The organism is Paenibacillus sp. FSL M7-1414 (assembly GCF_038003195.1).
GTDB classification, from domain to species: Bacteria; Bacillota; Bacilli; order Paenibacillales; family Paenibacillaceae; genus Paenibacillus; species Paenibacillus amylolyticus.
In genome coordinates this window covers 5,662,754-5,679,199 of record NZ_JBBOOS010000001.1, presented here as the reverse complement: position 1 = coordinate 5,679,199, position 16,446 = coordinate 5,662,754, and the positions used below count along the sequence as shown (strand labels likewise).

At 47.6% G+C, this 16,446-nt stretch carries 10 protein-coding genes; 8 read left to right on the top strand and 2 right to left on the bottom strand.

Going from position 1 to position 16,446, the window contains the following annotated elements; all coding sequences use genetic code 11:
• Positions 1 to 110 precede the first annotated feature (110 nt).
• The 4 genes from MHH92_RS24825 to dnaI all read left to right on the top strand — a co-directional run bounded on the left by MHH92_RS24825 (position 111) and on the right by dnaI (position 8,600).
• Positions 111 to 1,430 carry a glycoside hydrolase family 125 protein gene (locus MHH92_RS24825; RefSeq protein WP_076329001.1) on the top strand — a complete coding sequence of 440 codons (1,320 nt, stop codon included), beginning with the start codon at positions 111 to 113 and terminating at the stop codon, positions 1,428 to 1,430.
• The gene (locus tag MHH92_RS24820) at positions 1,427 to 4,606 is read left to right on the top strand and encodes a beta-galactosidase (RefSeq protein WP_340907004.1); all 3,180 of its coding nucleotides are present in this window, start codon (positions 1,427 to 1,429) and stop codon (positions 4,604 to 4,606) included. Before MHH92_RS24825 ends, MHH92_RS24820 begins: the two co-directional genes overlap by 4 nt.
• Complete coding sequence (locus MHH92_RS24815) at positions 4,603 to 7,386, top strand: alpha-mannosidase (RefSeq protein WP_340907003.1); 2,784 nt, start codon at positions 4,603 to 4,605, stop codon at positions 7,384 to 7,386. Before MHH92_RS24820 ends, MHH92_RS24815 begins: the two co-directional genes overlap by 4 nt.
• 263 nt (positions 7,387 to 7,649) lie before the next feature.
• Positions 7,650 to 8,600 carry a primosomal protein DnaI gene (gene dnaI, locus MHH92_RS24810; RefSeq protein WP_062837925.1) on the top strand — a complete coding sequence of 317 codons (951 nt, stop codon included), beginning with the start codon at positions 7,650 to 7,652 and terminating at the stop codon, positions 8,598 to 8,600.
• A 180-nt stretch (positions 8,601 to 8,780) separates the two neighbouring features.
• Here dnaI and MHH92_RS24805 read toward each other — a convergent pair whose 3' ends face one another.
• Positions 8,781 to 8,936 (bottom strand): hypothetical protein, encoded by a 156-nt coding sequence (locus MHH92_RS24805; RefSeq protein ID WP_017692450.1) that lies wholly within the window; start codon positions 8,934 to 8,936, stop codon positions 8,781 to 8,783.
• 262 nt (positions 8,937 to 9,198) lie between these two features.
• Between MHH92_RS24805 and trxA the strand changes: the two genes are divergently transcribed.
• Positions 9,199 to 9,516, top strand: a complete 318-nt coding sequence (gene trxA / locus MHH92_RS24800; protein WP_017692451.1) for a thioredoxin — start codon at positions 9,199 to 9,201, stop codon at positions 9,514 to 9,516.
• Positions 9,517 to 9,991: 475 nt separating this feature from the next.
• On the top strand, positions 9,992 to 12,079 hold the full coding sequence (gene uvrC / locus MHH92_RS24795; RefSeq protein WP_340907000.1) for an excinuclease ABC subunit UvrC: 2,088 nt from the start codon (positions 9,992 to 9,994) through the stop codon (positions 12,077 to 12,079).
• On the opposite strand, the gene MHH92_RS24790 is transcribed toward uvrC, so the two are convergent.
• Positions 12,048 to 13,745: a CPBP family intramembrane glutamic endopeptidase gene (locus MHH92_RS24790; protein WP_340906999.1), complete on the bottom strand. Its 1,698-nt coding sequence runs from the start codon at positions 13,743 to 13,745 to the stop codon at positions 12,048 to 12,050. The two genes, uvrC and MHH92_RS24790, sit on opposite strands and share 32 nt — an antisense overlap.
• Positions 13,746 to 14,372: 627 nt before the next feature.
• Here MHH92_RS24790 and MHH92_RS24785 point away from each other — a divergent pair.
• On the top strand, positions 14,373 to 15,692 hold the full coding sequence (locus tag MHH92_RS24785; protein ID WP_445744717.1) for a TrkH family potassium uptake protein: 1,320 nt from the start codon (positions 14,373 to 14,375) through the stop codon (positions 15,690 to 15,692).
• Positions 15,693 to 15,746: 54 nt separating this feature from the next.
• Complete coding sequence (locus MHH92_RS24780; RefSeq protein WP_017692455.1) at positions 15,747 to 16,418, top strand: potassium channel family protein; 672 nt, start codon at positions 15,747 to 15,749, stop codon at positions 16,416 to 16,418.
• Positions 16,419 to 16,446: the final 28 nt, after the last annotated feature.

Here is a 16,446-nt window from a genome sequence, read left to right as displayed (position 1 = left end):
GATAACAGCGATCGGAGGATATTTCTGACCGCGCAGTGGTCCCGTGTAAATTTTTTGTTTCATCCTGTATAGCTACACCATTCAATTTGTTTAAGGAGTTGCACTCATCCATGGAACAGTTCAGATTACCCAAAATACCTATGCCACCTGTTGCTTTGCCACAATCCATTCAGGCCGTGCTCGAAGAAGCAGAACAGAAACTGGCTCACCGACCAAAACTGCTTCAATTATTCAAAAACTGCTTCCCTAACACCATCGAGACAACAACCAAGTTGATGGAGGACGGTACGACTTTTGTTATCACAGGGGATATTCCGGCTTCCTGGCTGCGTGATTCCGTGGAGCAGGTGGTACATTACATTCCGTTTGCAAAAGAAGACGAGGACCTGCAACGCATTATTGGCGGGCTGATCAAACGTCATATCCAGTATGTTCACATCGATCCGTATGCCAATGCTTTCAATGAGACGGCCAACGACTGGCACTGGAACACCACGGACGAAACCGAGATGTCACCTTGGGTGTGGGAGCGTAAGTTTGAGATCGACTCATTATGTTTTGTTGTACGCCTGGCGTATTTATATTGGAAGGAAACCGAGCTGACTGACATTTTCGATTCCAGCTTCAAAGCAGCGATGCGTAAAATCGTGGACCTGTTTAAAGTCGAACAGCATCACATGGAACAATCTCCATATCGCTTTACTCGTAATAACGGCATCCCAACAGATTCCCTGCGCAATCACGGAAAAGGTATGCCAGTCAACTACACGGGGATGATCTGGTCCGGTTTCCGTTCCAGTGATGATGCGTGTGATTTCCACTACAATATCCCTGGTAACATGTTCGCGGTTGTCGCTCTGCGTCAAATGCAGGAGTTTGCCGAGTGGGTGTTCCGGGATATGGAACTTTTGCAGGAATTGAAGGATCTGGAGCAGGATGTGGATCACGGCATTCAGTTGTACGGGATTTATCGTCATCCGGAATTTGGACCGATCTATGCGTACGAGACGGACGGTTATGGCAACCACTGTCTCATGGACGATGCGGGTACACCGGGACTTATGTCCATTCCATATCTGGGTTACGTCACAGCGGATGATCCGATCTACCAGAATACGCGCCGTTTTGCCCTGAGCAAAGAGAACCCGTTCTATTATGAGGGTAAGGTTGCCAAAGGGATCGGAAGTCCGCACACCCCACCAGATTACATCTGGCATATGGGATTGTCCATGCAAGGACTGACTGCGCAGTCTGCCGAGGAGAAACTGGAGATTATTCGCATGCTCGAAGCGACAGATGCAGATACAGGTTATATGCATGAAGGCTTCCACGCCGATGATCCAACGATTTTTACACGCAAATGGTTTGCATGGTCCAACAGCCTGTTCTCCCAGTTGGTCTACAGATCGATGAAGGATGGCCTGTTATGAGTATCCAACCTAATGATAAAAAGCTGATTATCTTCGCTGATCCTGCGTTTCCGATGGAAGGTGCTTCTCCAACTCATGAGGCTCTGAATACATGGAAAGCAGTTGAAGAGATCACCGTTGTAAACGCCGAAGAACTCGCAGAGGCTTTGAAGACCACAGCAGGTGAAGGATGTCTGGTCAATCTGCATGCACCCTATTTTCCCAAGTTCGCCTGGACGGAGATTGCCGCTTACTTGCATCAGGGCGGAAGCCTGATCAGTGTGGGGGGCGCACCCTTCAAACGTCCGGTTCGATATGAAAATGGGGCATGGGTTGTAGAGTCCGAGCAGACCGCGTATCATCAGGAACTCTATATTCATGAGGCACTGAACGTATCTTCTGCCAATGTGCAATCGTACACTTCATCCGAACAGATCCCGCTTCTCACTGGGAAAGAGGGGCTGTTCGAGAAGGCAGATACATGGAATTTGGTTCCACATACAACCAAAACAAGTGATCTGCCCCACCAGATGGGGTCATCAGGACCGATGAGTACGCAGATTTATCCATTGCTTCGTGGCATGAGTAAAGACGGGCGCAGTGTCGCCGCTCCGATCGTTCTGTGGGAAAACTCGCGCGGGACTTTCGTAGGTTCACGCTGGATGTTTGTACATCTGCCGCTGACCACCTCATTCTGGACGCAGGATGGCGCTGCCGAGATTGTGAAATGGGCGCAATTCTGTGCGCAAGGTGTAACCGAGTTATCCCTCAAAACGAATTATGCTTCGTATGAGCCAGATGAGCGGGCTATACTCACACTTCAAGGCCAGATTTTACAGCGAGCAGGGAACAGACTTACCGAGTCCGAGCTGTGGGCATTCGACATAACAGTCGAGCATGAAGATCGCACAAGTGGCACGACGGAGAAGGTATGGAGCCATCGACTGGAGATGGAACTTTCCGGTGAGCAGCGTTTCGAACGTATACTTCTCCCGGTATCCATTGAAAGTGGGCTGTATCGGATCGTATGCCACGCGCAGGCTCCTGACGGTGAAGTTCGGACCTTGCGTCAAGGATTCTGGGGACAGGATGCTGCACTGCTGGCAGAAGGGGAAGTGATTACCCGCAGCAGGGATTATTTTGTAAAAGACGGACGCCCTCTCCCTGTTGTGGGCATGACCTACATGACCTCCGATGTGGCACGGAAATTTCTGTTTCTGCCGAATGCGGATGTTTGGGATCGAGACATGGCCCAGATGGCAAAAGCCGGCATCAACTGGATTCGGACAGGAATCTGGACCGCCTATCGCAACATGATGCAGGTGGACGGACATATGGCAGAGGATGTGCTTCGTGCCATTGATGCATTTATTTTAACGGCGAAACGCCACGGCTTACAGGTCACGTTCACTTTCTTCTCCTTTACACCAGAGACATGGGAAGGCACGAATCCGTATTTGGACCCGCAGAGTGTCGAAGCACAGAAACGTTTCATCCGCAGCATCGTTAGTCGTCACACGCATACAACACATGTGGACTGGGATCTGATTAATGAGCCATCGATGTTTGATCCAGTACGTATCTTCTCGGCAGGCCCACGCTCGGCGAGGGATTCGTATGAACAGCAGGCTTTTATCGCTTGGCTTGAACAACGGCATCAGACGATTGAGGCGTTGCAGGAGGCATGGAACATGTCACCGAAGCAGCTTCCGAACTTTGCTGCCGCGGTGATCCCGGAGGCGGAAGAGATTAACTTTGATGTACAGGACATGCACAAGGCCAAAAAGGGAACACGCTGGCTCGATTACTGTCTCTTCTCTATGGAGATGCACAATGTTTGGGCAAGAGAGCTTGTAGGTACGATCAAAGACCTGGTTCCCGATCATCTGGTTACCGTGGGACAGGACGAAGCCCTTGGTGCACAGCGTCCTTCTCCGTTCTTCTATGAACGTGAAGTGGATTATACAACCGTGCATTCCTGGTGGTTGAACGATGATCTGATCTGGGATGGCATTTTCGCCAAAACGCCATACAAACCGAATCTCATTCAGGAGACGGGCATCATGTATGTGGAAACCCCCGATGGGCGAGCTAAGCGTACGGAAGAGGAGCTTCGTGGTATTCTCGAACGAAAGTACGCCTATGCTTTCTCGACAGGCGGCGCTGGCGCCGTGCAATGGATCTGGAACACCAACTTTTATATGGATAATGCCAATGAGTCCCATATTGGGGCCCTTCGTGCAGATGGTACGGAGAAACCCGAGGCGGATGTGTCTTATGATTTTGGCCGATTCATGGATGGCATTCGTGATCTCTTTGAAGACCGCGATCTGGAGGATATTGCAGTGGTGTTCCCGTATTCCAATGACTTCTCCAACCGTGCCCTCGCCTATGATGCCACAACAAAGCTTACTCGTGTGATGTCTTATGATCTGAAATTGCCATTCCGTGCGTTATCCGAGTATCATCTGGAAGCGCTGGAGCAGCAGCCACCGAAGCTGATCATCGTACCGAGTCCGCACAATATGGACAGCGATGCACTCCAACAATTGCTCACGTTTGCAGAGAAGGAAGGCACGAGCTTGCTCATTACCGGACCGCTGGGACTGGACGCATACTGGAAAACAAGTGACCGGGCAGATCATATCGTAGGCAAACGCAGTTTGGGTAACGTGCAGCGGGAGGAATTGCTGAATATTAATGGCATGAATCACCGAGTGACCTATGGACGGCGACGTATCGCCGAGGTGGCGAAGGAGACGTTGCTTCATGGGGATAATGGTATACCAGATGAAGTACACGTTCTGCCTTTGGGCAAAGGAAAATTAATCTGGACCCCACTGCCACTCGAGTTAAACGGACGGGATGAACCACTTGCTGAATTGTATCGTTACGCCACTGAGATTGCTGGCATCGAACAGGAGTTGGAATGGATATCTGGCGGGAATGTCGCAGGAATCTACGGGCGGAAGCTGAGTTTTCCAAAAGGGAATCTCTATGTATTCGTATCGGAGTTTGCCTTGAACCATGAAGTTCACGTGAGAGATCAACGTACAGGTGTATCGTATGCGTTCCAACTGGAAAAAAATCGTTCGGTGCTGTTTGCCACGGATGCTTCCGGAAAGCTGACTGCGGTGTATCGCCCTGATGAGGTTGAGATTGTACAACAAGATGAAAGAGGTGGGATAACACGATGACCAAGAAAAAGAGAGCACATATTATTTCGCATACCCACTGGGATCGGGAATGGTATTTGCCGTATGAGAAGCATCATATGCGTCTTATTCAGCTCGTCGATTCACTGTTGGATCAGCTTGATGAGGGATCGGACTATAAAAGCTTTTATTTGGATGGACAAACGATTATTATCGATGACTATCTTCAGGTTCGACCGGAGCAGAAGGAACGACTGGAGAAACATATCCGCAATGGGCGGATTGTGATTGGACCATGGTACATTTTGCAGGATGCGTTTCTGACGAGCGGAGAAGCCAATGTGCGCAACATGCAGGTTGGACATAAGGACGCCAAACGTTACGGCACCCCTTCGAAAATTGGTTACTTTCCCGATACATTTGGATTGGTCGGGCAGACTCCACAGCTGATGCAGCAATCAGGCATTGATAATGTGTTTTTTGGACGTGGTGTGAAGCCGACGGGATTTAACAATACGGTATCGGATGCCGGATATGAATCAAGCTTCTCGGAGCTGATGTGGGAAGGACCAGACGGATCAAAAGTGCTCGGCGTATTGTTTGCCAACTGGTACTCCAACGGAAATGAAGTTCCAGTAGACGAGGAATCGGCCCGCAAGTTCTGGGAAACCAAGCTTGCAGATGCCGAGAAATATGCATCGACCAATGAGTTGTTGTACATGAACGGATGTGATCACCAGCCGATTCAGCGAGATCTGCCAGAAGCGATTCGCATGGCTGAACAATTACATCCCGATATCGAGTTCATTCACTCCAACTTTCCGGATTATCTGGAAGCTTTGAGAGCATCGTCTGAACATGAACTGTCCACGGTCAAAGGCGAACTGCGCAGTCAGCGTACCGATGGCTGGGGAACCCTGGTGAACACCGCCTCGGCTCGTGTGTATCTGAAACAGATGAACCAGCTGGGCCAGACTATGCTGGAAAAAGTGGCTGAACCCCTGGCATCCTACGCCTATCTGCTTGGACATGCCTATCCACATGATCAACTGACGTATGCCTGGAAAACGCTGATGCAAAATCACCCGCATGACAGCATCTGTGGATGCAGTGTGGATGAGGTGCACCGCGAGATGGTGACACGGTTTGATAAGAGCCGTCATGTAGCAGAGGCTTTAATTGAAGAGAGCACCAGCCAGATTGCTACAGCTGTCGATACCTCCATATTTGAGCGTTACGGCGAAAATGCCCGGCCTGTCGTGGTATTTAATACAACGGGGTGGGAACGCAGCGGTGTAGTTCAGATGGAAATGGACGCGGCTCGGTTGTATTTCCGGGATGGACATACGTTGGAAGAGATGGCGACGCAGATGAAAGCCGTTGAACTGTCAGATCGCATACTGGTAGATGAAGATGGTAATCACATTCCATGTACGGTGGAGGATCTGGGTCTGCAATTTGGCTATGATCTGCCAGATGATCGCTTCCGCCAACCGTATAGTTGTCGGCGAGTACGTATTCGTTTTGAAACAGAAAATGTAGCTGCATTTGGACTAAAAACCTATGCATTGGTCAACGTTGCGGATGATGCTAAGAGTGGTACTCCGTCGAAAACGACTACGCTGTTGCGTGGTGAACGTGGCATGGAAAATCAACATATGATCGTCAAGATTGCAGACAATGGTTCATTCACACTCACAGATAAACGAACAGGCCAGACTTATAAGGACCTTGGCGTGTACGAAAATGTGGGTGATATCGGTAATGAATACATGTTCAAGCAACCAGAGAATGAAGTGGCGCGAACAACACACGAGCTTCAGGCCGAGATTCGGGTCCTTGAAGATACATCATACTTGGCCTCGTTTGAAGTGATTCATCATTGGGAAATACCGGAGTCTGCGGGTGAGATGCTGGATCAGGAACAACGGGAGCTGATTTATTATCCATACCGTAAAGCCCAGCGTTCAACGAAAATGATTCCGCTCCAGATCCGCACGGTTGTATCGCTTAGTCGTAGTGGAAAAGGCGTGCAAATAGAAACAACCTTCAACAATCAGGCGAAGGATCACCGGGTACGTGCTCTTTTCCCAACCGATCTGGTATCTGGGGTTCATCATGTGGATTCCATGTTCGAAATTGCAACGCGTGATAATACGCCTGCACCGGAGTGGCAAAATCCAAGCAATACACAGCATCAACAGAATTTTGTGGATGTGAGTGAAAAGAACGCCGGATTGGTCGTTGCCAATCTGGGCCTGAATGAATATGAAGTCCTTCAGGATGGGCGCAACACCATCGCCGTTACGCTGCTTCGTTCTGTAGGCGAACTTGGAGATTGGGGTTTGTTCCCGACACCTGAAGCACAATGCCTTGGTGAACATACATTTCAGATCGAGATCATTCCGCATGATGGCAATGGTGCAGCGTCAGGTGCATATATCGAGGCCTATCAGTTCCAGGTTCCTTGGACGCTGGCACAAACCGAAGTACACACGGGTTATCTGACACCTAACAACACACCGTTTGCATGGCAAGGAGACGGCTTGGCTTTTTCTTCACTCAAGGTGAATGAAGATTCCGGTGATGTGATGCTCCGCTGGTTCAATATGACCACCGAATCCGTCACGTTGAGGCTTGCTGCATCGCAAGCGAATCCACAGCCATTCGAAACGGCGTACAAGAGCAACATCCTGGAGGAGGAGGGCGAAAAACTTCATTCCCACAGCATAGAAGAGGCATCAACATTATCATTTGCCAGCAAGGAATGGAACATACAGACAGGTTCATGCGAGATCGTTACTGTCGGCTTGCGCCGCTGATCAAAGTTGTTTAAAGAGTCGAAAAACAGACTTTTGAACACACACTAAAAGGTACAGGACTGCAAGTATGCTCTAAACTAGGCATTACGTAGGGTGGTGGAAGGGTTACGCTATTTACCAGATCTATGAGTTGAGTTATTGGTTGTTTTTCTATAGAATGAACAGTAGAATTGCAAATGATCGAAAGTTCCTATGCCATCAAGATGGTCAGGGGTACACTTCATTGTTCATTCTATATTGAAACATTAAGGGGGCTTGAAGCCATGGAATCCTTGGGAGGACTGCTTCAGCAGCTGAACCCTGCCTTTCGTGAGCAATCGCGGCGGATTGCGGCGGAATTGATGGAAAATCCGTACGTACGCGAATTCCGCGCAGGTCATCCTGAACTGCAAGATGCACAGCTCATGACCGATCTGAGCAAGCTGTTTCAGTACGCCAAAGACTCAAAGAACTGTGCGAATTGTCCGGGACTCGACAACTGTCCTAACGATTTTCAGGGCCACTTTTGCAAACTGGAAGTAGAACATTTTAACGGTAAACCCGAAATCATAGATATAAAAGCGCCTTGTTCCAAACATATCGCCCGGCAAAATGAACATATTATTAAGCAACGCATTCGCAGTTTCTATGTGGACGAGCGTGCGCTCAGTGCCGGATACAACGACGTGGAGATTATGGGCAAGGATCGGATGCGTGCTCCGGCAGTAAATCAGGTGCTTCGTTATATTAGGGAGACCAAGGAGAATGGATTATCTCCGCAAGGACTGTTTCTGGAAGGAACATTCGGGACGGGTAAGACGTTTCTGATGTGTTACCTGCTGCATGAACTGGCGGTTGCAGGCCACACGGGTGTCATTATTTATATGCCTGACTTTGTGGAGGATCTGAAATCCATGATCAGTGAAGGGCAGAAGCTGAAGGAAATGACGGATATTTTGAAAAGTTGTGATCTGCTCATCTTTGATGATATCGGGGCAGAGAATCTGAACCCTTGGGTTCGGGATCATGTGATGGGGTCCATTCTGAACTATCGAATGAATCGCAAACCTACGTTCTATACGTCCAATTACAATCTGGATGGGCTTGAAAAACACCTTAGCTTTACCAACCGGGACGGCGAGGAATCGAATAAAGGCCAGCGTCTCATGGACCGGATTCGTCCATTCGTGGATGTCATCTCCGTTCGGGGTGAGAATCAGCGCGGTAAACGTTAAACCGATCTAATTGAACGAAACGGTTCTGGACAAGGTTAATCTTCAAATTATCGGTGGAGATTTTGATTTAGAGGCTCAGCTGATTGCACCCAAAAGCTAAAGTAGTCCCAAAAAAAGCCTGGCTTTCGCATTGTCGCGAAAACCGGGCTTTTCTGGTCCTGCGTGAGACCTATGAGTGTCCTATTCGGTGAGGAATTTGAAGATAACCATACCGAAAAAGATCACTGTCATCAGGCCGGCCATGCCGGCAACACCCGCGATCAGATCAAATAGATCGTTGCGGGGTTCCTCGTTCACATGTTCACGCGGGTCGCTGATCCGCACATTTGCATCCATGTTATTGCCTCCTTATGGGGAAACAGCTTGCCCGTATGGGGGCTGAAACCCGGAGTAATTTTAGTATACTTGGAAAAGAAAGCGTTTGTAAAGATTTTGAAGTTAGCATGCCACATCCTGTAATTGTGAAGATTTGATGTTGGGAAGATGAACATTGCAGCGTTCAATTCACAAGTTTGACGTACCTGTGTTATACTGGAAGTGTCGTTCACGACGTTACAGGTTAAAATAAACCGTAAGTATATATAAGGAGGACAATTTCATGGCTATTGTTAACGTATCCGATCAATCCTTCAACGCTGAAGTAGAAGGCGAAGGAACGGTTCTTGTTGATTTCTGGGCGCCTTGGTGTGGTCCTTGTAAAATGCTCGCTCCAATCCTGGAAGAGCTGTCCACAGAAGTTGGCGATGCAGTGAAAATTGCTAAAGTTAACGTGGATGAAAATCCGGAATCTGCTTCCCGCTTTGGCGTAATGAGCATTCCAACTTTGATCTTCTTCAAAGACGGTCAACCGGTAGATAAAGTGGTTGGTCTGAACTCGAAAGATGCGCTCAAAGGAATTATCGCAAAACACCAATAATTTACAGGCTTACACATACGCCTCCGGTTTACATGCCGGGGGCGTTTTGCGTCGAATACCTTTATATAGGACAATATAAAGTAAAAATATTTTTTACACTTGAATGTAGAGTACAGAACCGATCTGGAGAAGCGAAGTGCTCGCGTTTATCTCGGATTCATCTCTGATATATAGATGGAACTAATTATTTACACAGTAACGGAGAGGACAGAAAAAACCTGAAGAAGCGAAGCGTTCCCCTTTATCAACAGATTTTTCCCTTGAGAAAAGGGAATGAAAAAATCTGGGGATAACAGGGATTGGAAGGTTGTTCTGTCATCGTAGTGTCAGTGTGAATTATCTTTAGTTTCTTCTTATAAAAAAGGTGACTCAGAGGAGACAATCCGATAACGGATTGGAAGACGGTACTGTAATCAGAATGGCTCAGTGTAACCTTTTATTTATACTTTTTTCGGGAAGGAGGATTCACCGAATTATGGACCAATTCATCAATGATTTGCAGGATCAGGAGAAGGCATTGGAGCAGATTCGTCACAAGCTCGCTTTGCTGCCAGACATGTCTGGATGTTACCTGATGAAAAACAGTGAAGGCACCATTATCTACGTAGGTAAGGCCAAAGTGTTGAAGAACCGCGTACGCTCTTATTTTATCGGCAGTCATAACGGAAAGACGCAGCGTCTGGTGTCCGAAATCCGTGATTTCGAATATATCGTGACGGGCAGTAACATGGAAGCACTCATTTTGGAGTGTAACCTGATCAAGAAACATATGCCGCGGTACAACGTGTTGCTTAAGGATGACAAGACATTCCCATATCTTAAAATTACAAATGAAAAGCACCCCCGGCTGGAAGTAACCCGGCGTGTGCTGAAAGATAAAGCCAAGTATTTCGGACCTTATCCGAACTCGTATGCGGCACACCAAACGAAAAAATTGCTCGACCGGATGTATCCACTGCGCAAATGTGGTGTAATGCCCAAAGAAGTCTGCCTGTACTATCACATGGGACAGTGTCTTGCCCCTTGTGTGAAGGAAGTGGAGAAGGAGCAGTACGACCAGATTTCCCAAGAGATTGGTTCATTTCTGAGCGGTGGTCACGAAGAGATTAAGAAGGATTTGCAGCGTAAGATGCAAGAGGCTGCGGAGGATCTTTATTTTGAACGTGCCAAGGAGCTGCGCGATCAGGTAATCGCCATCGATGCGATGATGGAAAAACAGAAAATTACGATGGCTGATGCCAGAGACCGTGATGTATTTGGTTTTGCCATTGATAAAGGCTGGATGTGTGTCCAGATTCTATATATGCGTCAGGGTAAAATGATCGAACGCCATGTCTCCACCTTCCCGTTTTACGGTGAGGCGTACAGTGATTTCATGTCCTATGTAACACAGTATTACAGCGATAATCCGGCATTGCCACAAGAAATTTTGTTGCCGGAAATGCCCAAGGATCTTGCAACGGATAACGATAGTGTTGATACGGGTTCTGATGCTGATGGATCGTTACCTGCCGCAGTTACGGTAGAGTTCGATCAGGCGGGACGAGTGGAGCATAGTAACGCTTCCCAGCCACTGGTTGCTGAGACTCGTGCAACTTACGGAGGTTCCACAGATGCAGAAGGTGAACAACCTGATAGTATGCAAGAGGATGAATCAATAATGGATACAACTACTTCAACTGAAAAGCTTCCATCAGGACTGGAAGACCCAACTCAGGTTGCTGCTGCTTTACAGGAGTGGTTGGAGATCAAAGTGCTCATTCCGCAACGTGGATTGAAACGCCAGATGATCACGATGGCTGTGGATAACGCACGTGTGGCATTGGAAGAGAAGTTCCGTTTGATTGAGCGAAATGAAGAACGTACATCCAAAGCTGCCGAAGGACTGGGACGTTTTATTGGGTTGGATCAGCTTCACCGTATTGAAGCGTTTGATAACTCGAATATTCAGGGTACAAACCCGGTATCTGCCATGATTGTATTTACCGATGGTAAACCGGATAAGAAGGAATATCGGAAGTACAAGGTCCGTTCGGTTGAAGGGCCGGATGATTATGAAACGATGAGAGAGGTCATCCGTCGCCGTTACGAACGGGTATTAAAAGAAAACCTGACCCAGCCTGACCTGATTGTGGTCGATGGTGGTAAAGGACAGATTTCGGCTGCGGTCGATATTTTGGAAAATGAGCTGGGGCTGTTTATTCCGGTATGTGGTCTGGTGAAGGATGCGAAGCATAAGACTTCACAGTTGATGATCGGTAATCCACCGGAAGTCATCTCCCTGCCACGGGATAGTCAGGAATTCTACCTGTTGCAGCGGATACAGGAAGAGGTCCACCGTTTTGCGATCTCGTTCCACCGGGAACAGCGTGGCAAATCCATGGTGACATCACGTTTGGATGCCATTCCGGGTATTGGAGAGAAGCGGCGTAAGCTGCTGTTGAAGCATTTTGGTTCTTTGCGCAAAATAAAAGAGGCCAGCGTTGAAGACTTCCGGCCTCTATCTATTGGTGACAAACTGGCAAATCAGATTATTGCAGCACTTCGGGATGAGGAGTCGTAACATACGGCTTCTCTTTTTGTTTTGGATTGAATTTGTAGACCACATATCCAACAATGGCCGGGAGTACAATCCAGAAGAGTCCGGCTGTCATATTTAGGGCATCACCCATAAAGACCAAGCTGAGTCCCATCAGCAAGCTGTCGAAGATCACATGGGCGAATACAACGGCAATGAAGCCGTGACGTAGCATGATCAGACTGAACAGCAATCCAATCACCAACAGCTCAATGGGACGGGTGATTACTGGATAGATCGGATACAATGTGTGTCCAAGTGCCCAAATGATGGTTGGGATCAAACAGGCAATAAACGTGTTACGTACAATCTTTTGCATCATGCGAATGCCGAACAGTCGATAAACAGTTTCTTCACCAATACCGGCCATCCAGGCCATGATCGGGAAGAGCCAGGCATAGGTCATATTAAAAGTAGATTGATCTGCTGACGTCGTTGACCATGTGCCGATGCTTCGCTCCAGAATGAAGAACAGGATGGATTGCACACCCAGTAGAATGAATGCCCACAGGTAACCAGCAACCATGCTGTGAAGTACATATTTTCCATATCCGGGTTCTTTGGCACGAGGCCATGGGTTCAGACCTATTTTACGCCACATGCCGTCACCAGCAACAAGGGACAGATAGATGGTTGCACTCATGACCAGTGTAATTCCCGCCTGCATTAACATCAGGAACGCTAACATGAAGCTGGAGAGCCCTTGTGCCTGAAAGAGTGGAATCATGTTCAGCGTACCAATTACCGAAGCTGCGAAATACACCAGCGAGAGAATGATCCCGCGTTTGAAAGACGTATGTGCTCGGGTCAAAATGCTATAGATGATTGCCAGCACGCCCAGAACAAAGGTCAGGAATGCATAGCCGCCATAGGTCATCCAATTGGCTTGGCGCGTTTGATCTTTCACATAATCAGTATGGGATTCAGGGACCGAGAAGCCAGGATCGAAGGATCGTACCGCACCCTCTTCAAACGTAAAATTCAATTCAAGCTTGGAATCTCCAATGGCTTTTGCAGAATCCACATACTTCAGTCCCGCTTCACCATCGCGAGTCTCCAGTTGAAGTGCCGGCACTTCATAACCGAATTCGGTCAGAACGCCAGCCGCAAGCTGTTGTTTCTCGTCCAGAGATATATTGCCTTCAGCAAGTACTTGCGATGTGGTCACTCGTCCACTAACCTGCTCCGCCTCAATGGCGGTATAAAGTGAAGAAGGCAGTTCCCGTTTGAAGCCGACGACTTTTCCTGTTTTCATATGTACGTCAACATTAAGATAACCGCCCTTGTCTTGATCAGGCAAACGAACGCGGAATACATCGTAAGGATAGCTTGTTTCCCATTTCTGGTTATAGGTATCAAGTTGTTTGGTTTTGGCCATATACCCGTAGATATCCGAATGTGTCTGGTAGGTTACCAGGGTTTTTGCATCATCATTTGGCAGTGTATAGTCATTCACAGAAGCTGCGAATGATCGTGCGGATTGCTTTGCCTGCTCCTTGGTTATGAAGGACGTAGACGAAATTTCTGTCGTTTGCGATGAGGTAGCAGGAAAGATCTGAAATACAAAAAATAGAATCAGGCCAATCGCCGCAAGCAACCCCAGCCGCTTGAAGTTAGCCTTGAGTTGCAAAGGCTGCCCTAAGGGATTCATGTAATATTGTTCCTCCTTATTTAATAGAGGTTGTTCAAAAAGTCCGCTTTTGATTACGAATGTTGCCTAATGGCATCATCAGCATCGAATATGAAATTCAGCCGAAATGTCCGTTGCTCACGTAGCTCGATCTACGCTCCGCTACTCCATTTCTATCTTCATCCCATCTTCTTGGTACTGAAAACCGCCCTTTTTGAACACGCACTAATATGGATATTAAAGTTAACATAGCACAGGCCAAGCACCGAATGCCAATGATGTAACGAAAACAGGTGTAAATCCTTGAAAATGAATGAAAAGGACCGAAAGAATCTGATCCATCCGTCGCCATATCTGAGTTCTTCCCTTTTTGGCTGAATTCGATCCGATTTACACAAAAAACGTTTTGTCTACAAACGTCGCAGCGCTTATAATTTTGAAACAAATGTGCAATGATTCGCATGTCTTTCGCCCAACAAGGGAACGAATAGGATATATTCCAACTTCATTATATATGTCGTTTTAATCTGAATCATACTTGTTTAACGTTGGCAACAGCATTTCAAATGAAGAATGCTCCACGGGTGTGGAGTTATTTTCATTTTAGAAGAGGTGGAAGATACTCAAGTGAAACTGAATGTTCAATGGATGCGATTATCGCCACCCCGTATTCTTGTGTTAGGGTTTGCTGGCATTATATTGGTAGGCACACTGTTGTTAATGCTTCCGGCATCCAACCGTAACGGTGACAGTCTTGCATTTATTGATGCGCTCTTTACAGCAACTTCGGCTGTTTGTGTCACTGGTTTGGTTGTGGTTGATACAGGGACTCATTTCTCGGTGCTGGGTCAGGTTGTGATCGCGATTCTGATTCAGATTGGCGGACTCGGCTTCATGACAATGTCCACATTGGTTGCCATTGCGTTCAAACGGCGGATTTCGCTTAGAGAGCGGTTGATTCTACAGGAAGCGATGAACCAGAGCACGATGGAGGGAATCGTCCGGCTGATTCGGAAAGTTGTGATCTACTCACTCATTATCGAAGGCATATGTGGCACACTGTTTGCCATCCGCTGGTCGTTCGACATGCCAGTCGGACAGGCGATTTATTATGGCTATTGGCATGCGATCTCCATGTTCAACAATGCGGGCTTTGATATGTTTGGGGATTTCCGCAGTCTGACCGGTTATGTGTATGACCCATTGGTTAATTTTACAGCAATGTTCCTGATTGTCTCTGGCGGTATCGGTTTTGTGGTGTTGTCAGACCTGGTGGATTACCGCAAAACGCGGAAGCTGTCTCTGCACTCCAAAGTTGTACTGTTAATGACTGGATTGTTGATTGTGTTTGGTGCACTTGTCATTTTCGTATTTGAATTCAGCAATCCACGGACACTGGGTGGCCTGAACTGGGGTGGCAAAATTCTCGGTTCATTCTTCCAGTCCGTTACGCCGCGAACAGCAGGAGCCAATACGGTAGATATTGCCGGACTCAGACAGGCAACGCAGTTCTTTATGATCATTCTGATGTTCATTGGTGCTTCGCCGGGTTCTACCGGAGGCGGGATCAAAACAACGACATTTATGATTATGGCTGGAGCAGTCATCGCCATGATGCGTGGACGTGAAGATATCGTGTTTTTCCGCTACCGGCTCGTACAGGAACGGATTTTCAAGGCGCTTACCATTACATTGCTGGCGCTTTTGTTCATCATAGCTGTAACGATGGCACTGAGTACCACAGAAGACGCCAGTTTTATGATGATCTTATTTGAAACGACATCAGCCTTTGGTACTGTCGGATTATCGCTCGGACTGACACTGAAGCTGACCACCATCGGGAAGCTCCTGATCTGTTTTACAATGTTTGCAGGAAGGCTTGGACCGATCACATTAGCGTATGCACTTGGGCAGAAAAAGGGTAAAGAGTTATACAGGTATCCGGAAGGCAAAATGATTATTGGATAAATCTATTTTTAGTGAGTTTTGAAATTGATTTGGATAAGGGGTTCGTGAAGAACAATGAAAACACAGCAGTTTGCGGTGATTGGGCTTGGGCGGTTTGGCTCCAGTCTGGCACAGGAATTAATGGAACTCGGCTACGAGGTGCTCGGGATCGATAAAAATGAAGAAGTCGTCGAAGACATTAGTGAATTGGTCACCCATGCCGTTGTAGCCGATGCCACAGATGAGGAAGTGTTACGCTCCCTGGGTATTCGAAATTTTGACTGCTGTATCGTTGCTATCGGGGATGATATTCAGACGAGCATTCTCACCGCGATTCTGTTAAAAGAGCTGGGCGTCAAGACGGTCGTGGCCAAGGCCATATCCGTCCTTCACGGACGCGCATTGGATAAACTGGGGATTGATCGTGTTGTTTATCCTGAGCGGGATATGGGCATTCGGGTTGCCCACCAGCTGGTTACCCCGAACTTGCTGGATTACATTGAATTATCCAATGATTACAGTATTGTCGAGATGAAGGTTCCCGCCTGTCTGCACAACAAAACCCTTTCGACCCTGAATGCACGTGTACGTTTTGGTTGTAGCATTGTGGCGTTACAGAAAGAAGCTGGGGTCATTATCGCTCCGACGGCACTGGATTCGCTTCAAATGGGGGATATCATGGTCATTATTGGTAATAATGCAGATATCGACCGATTTGAAGAAGAGGTTATCAGCCAAGAGAGCTGATAATTATCATGTGTTAAATATGGAAGCC

Bases quoted from the DNA above. Each gene is read 5' to 3' on its own strand.
- MHH92_RS24825 (WP_076329001.1), top strand. From the start codon at position 111: ATGGAACAGTTCAGATTACCCAAAATACCTATGCCACCTGTTGCTTTG.
- uvrC (WP_340907000.1), top strand. From the start codon at position 9,992: ATGGACCAATTCATCAATGATTTGCAGGATCAGGAGAAGGCATTGGAG.
- MHH92_RS24790 (WP_340906999.1), bottom strand. From the start codon at position 13,745: ATGAATCCCTTAGGGCAGCCTTTGCAACTCAAGGCTAACTTCAAGCGG.
- MHH92_RS24785 (WP_445744717.1), top strand. From the start codon at position 14,373: ATGCGATTATCGCCACCCCGTATTCTTGTGTTAGGGTTTGCTGGCATT.
- trxA (WP_017692451.1), top strand. From the start codon at position 9,199: ATGGCTATTGTTAACGTATCCGATCAATCCTTCAACGCTGAAGTAGAA.
- MHH92_RS24780 (WP_017692455.1), top strand. From the start codon at position 15,747: ATGAAAACACAGCAGTTTGCGGTGATTGGGCTTGGGCGGTTTGGCTCC.
- MHH92_RS24820 (WP_340907004.1), top strand. From the start codon at position 1,427: ATGAGTATCCAACCTAATGATAAAAAGCTGATTATCTTCGCTGATCCT.
- MHH92_RS24805 (WP_017692450.1), bottom strand. From the start codon at position 8,936: ATGGATGCAAATGTGCGGATCAGCGACCCGCGTGAACATGTGAACGAG.
- dnaI (WP_062837925.1), top strand. From the start codon at position 7,650: ATGGAATCCTTGGGAGGACTGCTTCAGCAGCTGAACCCTGCCTTTCGT.
- MHH92_RS24815 (WP_340907003.1), top strand. From the start codon at position 4,603: ATGACCAAGAAAAAGAGAGCACATATTATTTCGCATACCCACTGGGAT.